The organism is Rubrivivax soli (genome assembly GCF_049810355.1).
Lineage (GTDB): Bacteria > Pseudomonadota > Gammaproteobacteria > Burkholderiales > Burkholderiaceae_C > Rubrivivax.
This window is the reverse complement of the sequence record NZ_CP187368.1, coordinates 660,754-673,585: the sequence shown is the minus strand read 5'-3', so window position 1 is coordinate 673,585 and position 12,832 is coordinate 660,754. Positions and strand designations below refer to the sequence as shown.

Below are 12,832 nucleotides of genomic sequence, written 5' to 3'. Positions count from 1 at the left end.
GATTCAGTTCGAGCGGGCAAGGGAGAACATGGATATCAAGCTCATCAAGAAGAGCGGCGTGCCGAAGGCCGAAGTCGAGGCGCACCAACAGATTCGGCGGGAGTTCAGTACCACGGCCTTTAGCAAGGGGTGGCGTGGATACGCCTCTTTTGCCATCAGTCGAGGTGGGCGAGGCGCCGGTGACGATGACTTCGACCTGGTCCTCATCACGCACAACGTTGTCATCGTCGTCGAGTTGAAGAACTGGAACGGCAAGCTGCTGGAGTCAGACGGCCAAAAGTGGTACTTGGATGGCGAGTCGAGAGACACCTCCCCGGTTCTGAAGGCAAACCTGAACGCCAAACGGCTCGCGAGCTTGATGAAGCAGAAGCTCGGTACGAACTTCACCCCGTTCGTAGCTTCCTTCGTCGTAATGCATGGCAACGTCAAACAGACGAAGCTCACCCCCGACGAAGAGAAGTCGGTCCTCACGATGACGGAGTTTCTGGCCTTGCGCTACGAGCAGGTGTACAGGGACTACTTCTGGAAGAGGCCCCTGTTCAATCCGCTGGACCATCTGGACCGGTACGACGCGTTCTTCGAGGGACCGTCGTTCAAGCCGAAGGACTACTTGGTCGACGGGTTCCGGCCTGAAAGCGACCCCATCTTCATCCACCCGAAGAAGCTGTACTCGGAGTTCAGAGCCAGCGCCAAGGACGACCCGCTCAAGCATGCGCTTCTGCGGCAGTGGGACTTCACAGCACTGGGCTTGGACCTCATCGGCGAGCGCGACCGCCCGTTTGTCGGTCTTCGGGAGCAGCGGGTCTATGAGTACGTTGCAGAGAAGAACGAAGAGCTCTCCCTGAGCCTGATGCGTCCCATAAGCCGCAAGGCCGACCGGGACGTGACGCTCGACTTCACGGAGCTGTACGCGCTGCCGGGTCGCGTCACCCGGCTGGCGGAGTTCACGCACTCGGTGCTTCCCAAACTCTCCGCCGACGAGCGACTGAGCCTGGTGAAGGCCGTGCTGCACAAGTTCGGCGAGCTGCATGCGCTCAACGTGGCGCACCGTGACATCGGAGACCACAGCGTTTGGGTGGACAGGTCCTCGAAGGTCGTCATGTCGGGCTTTCCGGCCGCTTACTACCCGGAGATGAAGACCGTCGGTGCCTTCCGCGACAAGGTTAAGGTGGAGCAGTCAGTCCTGCCAGAGGATGGCCAGCCTGATACCGCGGCGACCCCCTACCGACGCGATGTGTTCATGCTCGGAGCCCTGGCGCACCTCGTGCTGTTTGGAGAGCGACCGCCGAAGCCTGCCGATATCTATGCTTGGTCTGACCGAGCAGACGCGGGGTTCAGCGCGGCAGTCACCGAAGTCATCAGAAAGGCGCTGTCCCCAGCGGCCAGCGAAAGGTATCCCAATGCGCGGGAGATGCTGGAGGCGTTGAACGCCGCTACCACTGACGCGCCCCTTCAGATTGTCGATGTCGCTGCCTTCGACTCGTACCGTGCCAACAGCAAGGAGCGCGACTACTCCGAGACGGACCTACGCGCGGAGACCAAGGAGTACCTTTGCTTCCGGTCCACCACTGAAGACGGTGACCACCTTGTGAAGGTCTGGTATGGCGTGGAGCCGGACCCCAGGAAGCCCGACCGTTCGCTGCGCCTCTTGTCATTTCTTGAGCGAGCGCGAGTCGTCAAGGGCATGCAGATTTCGGGGCTGCATCGTGTCGTCGACTTCGGCCTGTCGAGGGGCAGCCTCCTGCTCGTGACCGAGTGGGTCGAGGGGCAGCCACTGTCGGCCTGGCTACTGACTTCACCGACCTACGAGGCCAGGATGCAGGTCGCCCGGTCGCTCGTGGGAACGCTCCTGAAGCTGCACGCGGTAGAGCTTTCGCATGGTGACATCCATCCTGACAACGTCGTCGTTCGCAGTTCGGGTGATGCCGTGCTGGTGGATGTTCTGGACTTCAGACGAGACCAGGGAGATGCCTACACCACGGCATACCTCCCCGACAACTACAAGTCCCTGACGCCCTCGGAGCGAGACCGATACAGCCTTGCGGCCGTGCTCGTCGAGGTACTGGACTCAAGCCGCAGCGCTCCGACCAGCGGAAGTCTTCCGATTCCTCGCGTTTACGAAGAGCTGGCAAACCTTCTCGATGCACAGACGCTCTCTACGCTTGACCCGCTCTCGAAGGCGCTCGAGAAGGTAGAACAGGGCGAGAAGGCAGAGGCGCCGCACTTCACGGTGGTCGTTCCGAATCTCGCCTACTCTGGCGTGCCTGCAGGAGCACTGCGGAGCGACAACGGCGCCTTCCATATCGCCGCACAGCGCGACCGCCAGTCCGAGGGCCGTATTCGGCTCTATGTGACTGGCGTCGGCCGCCAACTCACCCTGATTTGGAATCCGGGTCAGGAGGCTGTCGAATCGGTGAAGGCGAGCAGCGTGTCGCAGAGCCAGCTGTTGCGGTCCCAAATGATGCGAGACGCCTCCGTCCGCATGGAGATTGAGCTCGCCGAAGGACCGGCGGCGGAGGCCCAGGACCTGGTGCTGTTCCTGTTGGACGATGCGCAGCTGAAGAGGCGGCTGCCGGCGACTGAGAGCTCCAAGCGGGCTGAGGCCAAGGAGGTCACCACCGACCCTGAGCTTGAGCCTGCGGACGCCAGCGTCGATGACCTTGGGCCTGTCCCGGTGCGAGAGTTATGGCAAACGCTTCTCGACGCTGAAGAGGACGCCTTCTTCACGGTCACGGTCGCCGGGGAAAAGAGGCACAACCCAGAGCGCTCGGGCCAGCTGCTAATTCCATACCACGCCGATTCTGGTGTGTTGAACTACGAGCCACCCGATGAGGTGGTGGTCGAGAGCCAGACCAACGATGGAGTCTGGAAGCCTTGCGGTCAGCTCAATCTTCGCGACACCACGGTCGGTGCTTACGCAGAGTTGGCCATCGACCAACCTCACCTCCGAGCGAACTTCAAGATTGGCAGTCGATTGCGACTAATGAGCACGAACGAGAAGGCGTCGTTCACGCGAAGGAGGTTCGCGGTTGAACGGATTCTGCAAGACAAGGCGGTTGTGCCGGACCTCATCTCCTACTTCGAAGCATCACCTTCCGCCGAGCTTTCGCCGCAGAAGTTCTCGGCACCCTCCGACCAAGACTTGGAGGTGTATTCAGAGCACGGCAAGAGCCTCAATCCAAGTCAACGTGAAGCCTTCAAGCGCGTTCTCGGCAACGGACCTGTGAGTCTGCTTCAAGGGCCGCCAGGGACAGGCAAGACCTGGTTCATCGCGTCGCTGCTGCACTACTTGATGACCAAGGAAGGAGCCCGTCGAATTCTGTTGGTCAGCCAAGCCCACGAAGCGGTCAACAATGCGCTCGAGAAGGGCATGGAAGTCTGCCGCACGATGGGCGTGGACTTCAACGCCGTGCGACTTGGCGCCGAGTCTGTAGCCTCGGACGAGATTCGACACCTGCACGCCTCATCCATCGAGAACGCATACCGAGAGTCGTTCAAGGCCGAGCAGAAGGAGCGCATCGTTGAGCTCGCAAGCGCCTTCGGGCTGCCCAAGGGGTATGCGGCGGAAGTGGTCGAGCTGCATCTCAGGATTGGGATGCTGTGCGACCGGATTGCGACGCTGCAAGCTCGCACAGGCAGAGAGGACGAACGCTCCGTAGCGTCGCTGGATGCTCGCGTGCGCGCGCTGACGGAGTCACTCTATGACATCGCTGCCGACTTCTACCAGGTCGATGCACAGGGGTCTCCCATCGAGCTCCTGAACCGGATTCGCGACGGCTTGGCCGAGAAGTACGAGGTCCGCTCACAAGACGCTATCTCAAGACTCCTCCGGGTCATCAAGCTTTCCGAGGAGTGGGTTGCCGCCCTGGGCTCGTCAGATGCCAATTTTGCCGAGTTCTTGGCCAAGTCTCGAACCGTCGTCGCGGGTACTCTTGTCGGTGTTGGCTACCGAGGCGCAGGGGTCGTTCAGAACATCTACGACTGGGTCATTATCGACGAGGCTGGACGGGCAGCACCCAGCGAGCTGGCCGTTGCGATGCAGGCGGGACATCGAATCCTTCTGGTCGGCGACCACCTGCAGCTCCCGCCGACCTTCTCAGACCAGGTTCGCGAAGCGGTCCGCGAACGGTACGGCGTTGCAGACGATTCAACGCTGCTGCGGAGCGACTTCGAACGGCTGTTCAATTCGGCCTACGGTCAGCAGGTTGGGACAACACTGTTGTCCCAGTACCGAATGGCGCCGGACATCGGGGAGTTGGTTTCCGAGTGCTTCTACGGCGGCCAGCTTGAGACAGGCAGAGGCGCTCCACCCGAGTACTACGACTTGCTGCCAGCACACCTCTCGAAGGAGGTGACCTGGGTCGACACCTCGACGCTCGGCCGCCGTGGCTATGAGCAGCAAAGTGACGCCCGTGATGACACTTGGAATACTGCCGAGGCGCACGTGGTCATGGAACTGCTGCGGCAGATTATCGAGTCCGATGAGTTCATGGCGTTCATGGCGGAGGACCTCAAGCCGCAGGAGCCGCCAATCGGCATCATCTGCATGTACAGCAGGCAGCGGTCTCTCATCGACAAGCTAAAGGCTGAGGCGCCCTGGCTGGGGTCAGCGAGGCGGCTCGTGAAGGTCGATACGGTGGACAGCTATCAGGGCAAGGAGAACCGCATCGTCATCCTGTCCACGGTTCGGAACAACCCGGATGGACGAATCGGCTTCCTACGGAGCCCCAATCGGGTGAACGTTGCGATGTCGCGCGCGATGGAGCGGCTGTTCGTGGTTGGCGCCAGCAAGCTCTGGCAAGGCAGGCACGCAGAAGCACCCTTGGGGCGCGTACTCAAGTACACCAAACAGCTGGCCGAGCAGGGCCGCGCCGTAGTCATACCTGCAGAGCAACTGGGAGAAGGGGTATGAGCGTTCCATCTGAGTTCAACCGCGTGACCTTCGGACTTCCGGTCGAGACCTTTCGGGTCGACGCGTACATCGCGCTCGAGGAACGTCTCCCCGTTGTCACTGAGTTTGTCCTGCGTCTGCTGCGCATCTGCGGCTCGGTGAACCTCACCGCCTTCAGAAACTACTTCGGCTTCACGAACAACGAGGCGGTGGCTGTCATCGATTCATTGGTGAGGCAGGGTCTGCTCGAGGTCGTTGAAGAGGATGTTCACTTGACGCGATTTGCCATTGAGCGCTTCGAGGAGTCCGGCGGAGACCATCCGCGGTTCAGCAAGGTGGAGCTTCGAAGCGACACGGTGACCTTCGACCTCATCTCCTTCACACCTTTGCGACCCCAAGCAGGAGAAGCCCCAACGGATAACCTGCTGAAGCTGGAAACCTCGGACGAGGCGATAGGCGAGAGTGCGGAGCGCGCCCGGATGGCCTACCGCCAGCGCTTTCCGGAGGTGGCAGCACTCCGCGGCGACTTGCGCGACCGCTCTTTCGGCGTGTATTCGGTCGAGGATGTTGAGAGCAGACGACGGACATACATCCCCATTCCGGTGAGCTTCGCGCTCGACAGCGATGGTCAGGTTCAGCGGCAGATTGACCAGAACTTTGAGCGAGCTGCTCCGGCCGAGCTCGTGCAGTTCGTCAACCAGCAAGTCACGGCAGCAATCCCCAAGACCATCGCGCTCGGCAGTTCGGACCTCGAGGAGTTCATCGACACGTTCGACCTCCCGCTGCTGCGTCAGTATCTTCAAGGAAAGAAGTTCGACCTGTTTCGGTATCTCACCGAAGTCCATCTGACCAGAGCGGTGCGCTACCAGGTGGGCGTTGAGGCAGTCTTCGGGAATCTGTACCTGCAGGAGAACCGCGAGCGAATCGTCGCCCGCTTGAAGGACCGCCGCCATGGCCGACGCCGGCACGGGCCTTTGCTGACATCACTGGCTTGGCTGACCCCCGATGACCTGCTCTGGGGTCGAGGAGACGCCTTTGCTAGGACGGTCTCGGAGCTGACGGCTCAGGTGCGCGGCGACAAGGGCGCTGACAACCTACACGTGCTGGCCTATGCCGAGCCAGGTCAGGAGCAGGCGGTTCTGAGTCGCTTCCGGGTGCAGGGCTTGACTGAGCTCCACTTCTCGCGACCTGCGCCGCCAGACGGCATGCTGATGGGCGGGCGGCTGGAGCTCATGCTGTATCCCACGGGGTTCATGGCCGCTCTCATTCACTTGCCGAGCCCGGGGAATCCTGGGCTTTGGATGCCCATCGGCATTCTGTCGGCCACGCCCAAGCACTTGGACCTAGCCCAAAAGCTGCTGCGCAAGGCGATGGGTGGCAGACGCTACGGTCGCAAGGCTAGGTTTTCCCAGAAGGAAGCCGGCGTATCCCCAACAACCTTTGAAGACGGGCTCCCCTTCCTGAACTACTGCGGCTTGGTCGACGGCGCGCACTACGAAGAAGAGTCAGGGGAGACCTGAGCGTGCTGCCGTCGCTACTTGCCCGAGACATCCAGGTCGGTCTGAAGCAGTTCCTCGTCTCCGGTTTCGAGCCGGCGGACGCCTTCATGCACGGCCTGATGAGCCGGTTCGTCGAGGACGAAGAGGCATGGCTGAAGGGCCCGTATGTGCAAGTCGGACTGCCCTTCGCGCAAGGGGCGTCAGGGCGCAACTTCTTCAAGACCTTCGAGACGCCACGTCCGGCCTGGAGCCACCAGGAGCAGTCCTGGCAGCGCCTGTCTACGCAGCATCTGGCAGCCAGTACGCTGGTGGCCACCGGCACGGGCAGCGGCAAGACCGAATGCTTCCTGTTCCCGGTGATGGACCACTGCGCACGCGAGCGCGCTGCTGGCCGCGCGGGCATCAAGGCGCTGGTCATCTACCCGATGAACGCGCTGGCCACCGACCAGGCCCGCCGCATGGCCGAGCTGGTGTCTGGCAACCAGGCCTTCGCCGGGTTGCGCGTGGGCCTGTACGTGGGCGGTGTCGCCGGCAGGCCGGGCGAGGGCATGGTGATGACGCCCAGCGGCGTCATCACCGACCGCGACACGCTGCGCAAGCACCCGCCCGACATCCTGCTTACCAACTACAAGATGTTGGACTACTTGATGCTGCGGCCGAAAGACCGGCAGCTCTGGGCGCACAACACACCCACCACGCTGCGCTACCTGGTGGTCGACGAACTGCACACCTTCGACGGCGCGCAGGGCACGGACCTCGCGCTGCTGCTGCGCCGCCTGCGCGCCCGTCTGAAGGCGGACAAGGACCAGCTCATCTGTGCCGGCACCTCCGCCACCCTGGGCGGCGCGTCGAACACTGCGCCGCTGCGCGAGTACGCGCGCCAGGTGTTCGGCACACCGTTCCCCGCAGACTCCGTCATCACCGAGAACCGGCTGTCGGTGGATGCCTTCCTCGGCGATGCGACGGTGGACCACATGTTCATCTGGCGGCCCGAGCTCGATGCAGCCTTGGCGCCGGCGCTTTACAGCTCACCGCAGGGGGCCGTACGGGCCTGGTTCGGTGTGTTGTTTCCCGCGCTGCCGCAGCCGGCTGACGAGGCCGAGGTAGCCACCGCCGCTTGGCGCCATGCGCTGGGCGAGCACCTGAAGCGCCACCAGCTCTTCGTGAACCTGCTGAGGCTGATGAAGGGTGGCGTGGTCAGCTATGCAGCGCTGGAGGAGGCCTTCGCGCGCAATATGCCCGCGGCTACAAGAGCCCAGGTGGCGCGCGTGCTGGATGCGTTGATGGTGCTGGTGGCCTGGGCGCTGCGTGATGGGCAGCAGCCGCTCGTCACCTTGCGGATGCAGCTCTGGGTGCGAGAGCTCCGCCGCATGGTCGGCAAGCTGGCCACACAGGCGCCGGATGTGCGCCTGCGCAGCGAGCGTGACCTGCCGGGCGAACGCGACGGCGTCTACCTGCCCATGGTGCAGTGCAGCCAATGCCGCACCACCGGTTGGCTGTCTCGCTTGGTGCAGGGCAGCAACAAGCTCTCGACGCAGCTCGACGAGATTTACAACACCTGGTTCTCGCGGCGGCCCGAGGCGGCACGCCTGTACGCGGCGACCAGTGTCGGCCGGCCTCATGTCGACGGGGTCCACCAACATGTCTGCGTGGCTTGCGGCAACGTCCAGCCGGGCGATGCCGCCTGCCTGGCCTGCGCGCATCAGGACTTGCTGCCCATCTACCGCGTGACGGCGCAGCGCACCCAGGTGGTCGGCACCGCGCAGTACACGCGCCACGACGACGCCTGCCCCAGCTGCGGGGAGCGCGACGAGCTGCTGCTGCTGGGCGCCCGCAACGCGACGCTCGGCTCGCAAATCGTGGAGGCCAGCTGGGCCAGTATCTTCAACGACGACAAGAAGCTGATTGCCTTCTCGGACTCGGTGCAGGACGCTGCGCACCGCGCCGGGTTCTTCGGTGCGCGCACCTGGCTCAACAACGTGCGCACCGCGTGGGCCCACGTGCTGGACGAGCTGAAGGTGTCGAGCATGCCCTGGGCACAGTTCTTGGTGCTTGCCGAGAAGCGGTTCGATGAAGCAGGCTCGGTGCTGAACGTGGCACCGGAGACGCTGGTGGCTGAGTTCCTGGCGCCGAACATGACCTGGCAGCACGACTGGTCGGTCGAGCTGCTGCAGCACGGGCAGTTGCCTGCCAGCTCACGGCTGCCGGGCAAGGTGCGCAAGCGCCTGCTGTGGCAGCTGTTCAGCGACCTCACGTACCAAAGCCAACGCGGGCGCACGCTGGAGCGGGTGGGCAAGGCGACGCTGAACGTGCCGTGGTCGCGCGTGCAAGAGATGGCTGTGCACCTGCTGCCGGTGTTCCACGAGCAGTTCGGTGCCCAAGGGCTGGACCTGTCCGTGCTGACGCAGTGGCTGTGGGGCACGCTGGCGTACATGCGCCGCCGCGGCGGCGTGATGCATGCCGAGATGGTGAACTACGCGGCCGACGGCAACATCTGGATGCTCTCCAAGGGCGGCGGCCGCGCCGAGTGGATGCCCAAGATGGGGGACTACGGCCCTCGCCCGGTTCTGATGACGCTGGGCAAGCATCGCGACTTCGACAAGCTGACCGGTACCAGCCGGAAGAACTGGTACGACCGCTGGGCCGAGGCTGCGCTGGGCCAGCAGATGCTGCTCGCCAAAGGCCAGGCGGCCGACATGTACCGGGCCGCCTTCGACGTGATGGTGGCAGCGGGCCTGCTGCTGAAGACCTCGCATCACCTTGGGGACACGCTGGCCATCAATCCCGAGGTCTTGCAGCTCGACACCGAAGTCGCCTTCGTGGCCACACTGGGCAGTAAGCGGCGCCTGGCCGTTCCCCGGCAGGATGCCGAGCATCTGCTGGGGATGCCTTGCCTCGATGCGGTGGAGTCGCAGTACGAGCAGCTCATCCCCGAAGCAGCCGACTGGTGGGCTCGGCGCTTCAGCCAGGGTGACCTGCGGCGCGTGATTGCCGCCGAGCACACGGGCTTGCTCGAGCGACAGGAGCGGGAGTCGCTGGAGCTGCGGTTCAAGGACAAGAAGCCCAGGCCCTGGTACGAGAACCTGTTGTCGGCCACGCCCACGCTGGAGATGGGCGTGGACATTGGAGACTTGTCGTCCGTGCTGCTGTGCTCGGTGCCGCCGAACCAGGCCAGCTTCCTGCAGCGCATGGGCCGGGCCGGGCGTCGCGACGGCAATGCGATGACCACCACGCTGGCCGACGGCAACAGCCCGCACGACCTGTACTTCTTCGCCGAGACCGAGGAGATGATTGCCGGGGAGGTGGCGCCGCCCGGCGTGTTCCTGCAGGCGGCCGAGGTGTTGCGGCGCCAGCTCTTCGCCTTCTGCATGGACGACTGGGTGTCCAGCCTGAGCAACGCCACGGCGCTGCCGGAGAAGACCTCACAGGCGCTGGACGCGATGGAGCAGACGAAGCTCGACCGCTTCCCCTACATCTTCAGCGACCACGTGCTGAAGCACGAGCAGCGCCTGTTCGAAAGCTTCATGGCGCTGCTGGACAAGGACGTCGACGAGGTCGTCCGCGGCCGCTTGTGGGACTACATGCAGGGGCAGGGCGAGTCCGACGGCCTGCGCTCCCGCCTGACGAAGGCGCTGGAGGAACTGGTTGAGGAGCGCCGCACCTACAAGAAGCGCAAGGACGAGCTCGACCGAGCCAAGGCCAAGGCGCAGCAGAAGCCCCAGGACGAGGCGACGCAGAACGAAATCGACAACCTGCTGCGTGAGCGCGACAAGATGCTCGAGCTCATCAAGGAAATCAACGGGCGCGACCTGCTGAACACGCTGACCGACGCCGGGCTGATTCCGAACTACGCGTTCCCGGAGTCGGGCATCCAGCTGAAGTCCGTGTTGTGGCGCAAGCGAGGTGCTGACGAGCCCGGGCAGGGTGCCTACGTGTCGCTGGCCACGCAGAAGTACGAGCGGCCGGCGCAATCGGCACTGTCGGAATTCGCGCCGGAGAACCGCTTCTACGCCAACCAAAGGCGCGTGGAGGTCGACCAGATAAACATGAATCTGGCCAAGACCGAGGACTGGCGCTTCTGCCCGAGCTGCCATCACATGCAGAACCTCGTGGTCGAGCCCGATGTCCATACCACCTGCCCGCACTGCGGCGACCCGATGTGGTCGGACGGCGGGCAGAAGCACACGCTGCTTCGCTTCCGGCAGGCGATTGCCAACAGCAACGACACCGACGTCCGCATCGACGACAGCTCGGAAGACCGCGAGCCGAAGTACTACGTACGGCAGTTGATGGCGGACTTCCTGCCCTCCAGCATCCGCGAGGCCTGGCAGATTCCGACTGGCGGCACGCCGTTCGGCTTCGAGTTCATCTCGCGCGTGACCTTCCGTGACGTGAACTTCGGGGAGCTGGCCAAGCCGGGCGACGCGTTCAAGGTGGCCGACAAGGATGCCCAGCGGCCTGGCTTCCGGCTTTGCAAGCATTGCGGCAAGGTGCAGAAGCCGCCGCGCCGTGGCGCCCTGGCCGCCGAGCAGAATCACAGCTTCGACTGCCCGAAGCACGGCACCGACGACCCGGCTAACCTGCTGGACTGCCTTTACCTGTACCGCGAGTTCGAGTCGGAGGCGCTGCGCATCCTGGTGCCATACACGAAGAGTGGCGTCGACGAGCGGGTGGTGCAGTCGTTCATGGCAGCAGTGCAGCTGGGTCTGAAGCGGCGCTTCGGCGGCAAGGTGGACCACCTGCGCATGGTGCTGCAGGACGAGCCCGGCAAGGATGGCGGGCCGCGCAAGCACTACGTGATGCTGTACGACTCGGTGCCGGGCGGCACCGGCTATCTGCACCAGCTGCTGGCGCACGATGCCAGGACGCTGGGCGATGTGATGCGCCTGGCACTCGATGCGCTGACCTCGTGCTCCTGCAACAAGGACCCCGAGAAGGACGGCTGTTACCGCTGCCTGTACCAGTACCGCCTGGGCCGCAGCATGGAGTTGGTGTCACGCGACAACGCGAAGGCAGTGCTGTCCGAGCTGGTGGGCTCGCTGGGCTCGCTCGAGCGCGTGAAGACTATCTCGGACATCTACATCAACCCCAACTTCGACTCGGTGCTCGAAGCGCGGTTCATCGAGAGCCTGAAGAAGCTCAGCGGCGTGGGCGGATTGCCCGCGGTCAAGCTGGTGCAGGACGTGGTGAACGGCAAGTCGGGCTACGTGCTCGAGGTCGGTGGCCAGCGCTACCGCGTGGAGCCGCAGGCCGTCTTGAACAGCGATGTGGGCGTCGTGGTGGCCAGCCAGCCCGACTTCCTGGTCTGGCCCTGGGCCAGCGGCTCGAAGCGGCAACCTGTGGCTGTCTTCTGCGACGGGTGGGCGTATCACAAGGACATCCTTCGGCAGGATGCCTTGAAGCGCAGCGCCATCCTGGCGAGCGGCAGGTTCTGGGTCTGGGCGGTGACACATCAGGACGTCGCCGCGGCGCTGAAGGGCAGCCTGGAGACCGACCTGGAGTCGCCGCTCGTGGCCATGTCGCGGCACGACGGGGCGAAGGCGCCGCCGACGGTGCCGCGCGCGCAGGAGAAGGCGTTCACGCAGCATGCGGTGGCAAGGCTGCTGCAATGGCTGGCCGCCCCGGCGGACGGCGCTGGCATAGACCCGAGCGTGGCAGCCATGCAGCGCAACGCAGCGTGGGCGGGTTTCCTGATGGTGCCCTCCTCGCCAGAGGACAAGGCCGCTTGCGACGCCCAGCGCGCGCAGTGGCTGTCGCGACTGCCCCTCTATGCGCGCGAAACCGGGCCCGGCTTTGCGCCGGTGATGTCGCGGCCCAGTGGGCCGGTCAGCTACGTCGGGGGGTGGCCCTTGGCGTTGGCCAAGGGGTTGCCTGCGGCAGGCGCGTGGATGGCGCCCGGCGCAGTCGTGCTCGCGGACAGCGAGGCGCCAGAGGCAGAGGCCCTGCACCAAGGTTGGCGTCGGTGGCTCCAGCTGTTCAACACAACCCAGTTTCTCCCGGGCACGCTGTTGGCGACGGCCGCTGGCCTCGATGCGCACGACTACGAAGTACTCGGGGCGTTGGGCGCCGACGCGAGTGGACCCGCCAAGGCGGATGACTTGGCCGCGCTGAATGGAGCCTGGAAGCAGGTGCTCGAGCAGTGCCTTGGCCCGCTGGTCGAAGGTCTGAAGGCACTGGCACAAAGAGGGGCCGCGCTGCCGGAAGTGGGCACAGAGCTCGCGGACGACAAGGGCATGGTGCTGGCCGACGCGGAACTAACCTGGGTCACTGCCAAGCTGGCCGTTCTGCGAGCCGACCAGGAGGACCTGGTCGGGGCGTGGAAGGCAGCAGGGTGGTCCGTCGCGCTGCTGGATGAGTCGGCCACGGCCGTCGAGGGCAACCTGTGGCATGTAACGGTTGCCGAGCGGCTGGGCGTGACCCTGCAGCAGAACAAGGAGTGATG

3 protein-coding genes are annotated in these 12,832 nt (G+C 64.3%); all 3 read left to right on the top strand.

Annotated features, from left to right (window positions below; genetic code table 11):
• The first annotated feature begins 28 nt into the window (after positions 1-28).
• The 3 genes from ACPOLB_RS02930 to ACPOLB_RS02920 are packed head-to-tail and all read left to right on the top strand — an operon-like array spanning position 29 to position 12,830.
• Positions 29-4,912, top strand: a complete 4,884-nt coding sequence (locus tag ACPOLB_RS02930) for an AAA domain-containing protein (RefSeq protein WP_425259798.1) — start codon at positions 29-31, stop codon at positions 4,910-4,912.
• Entirely contained in the window at positions 4,909-6,411 is a 1,503-nt protein-coding gene (locus ACPOLB_RS02925; protein WP_425259797.1) for a hypothetical protein, read from the top strand. Before ACPOLB_RS02930 ends, ACPOLB_RS02925 begins: the two co-directional genes overlap by 4 nt.
• A 2-nt stretch (positions 6,412-6,413) precedes the next feature.
• Entirely contained in the window at positions 6,414-12,830 is a 6,417-nt protein-coding gene (locus ACPOLB_RS02920; protein ID WP_425259796.1) for a DEAD/DEAH box helicase, read from the top strand.
• Positions 12,831-12,832 lie beyond the last annotated feature (2 nt).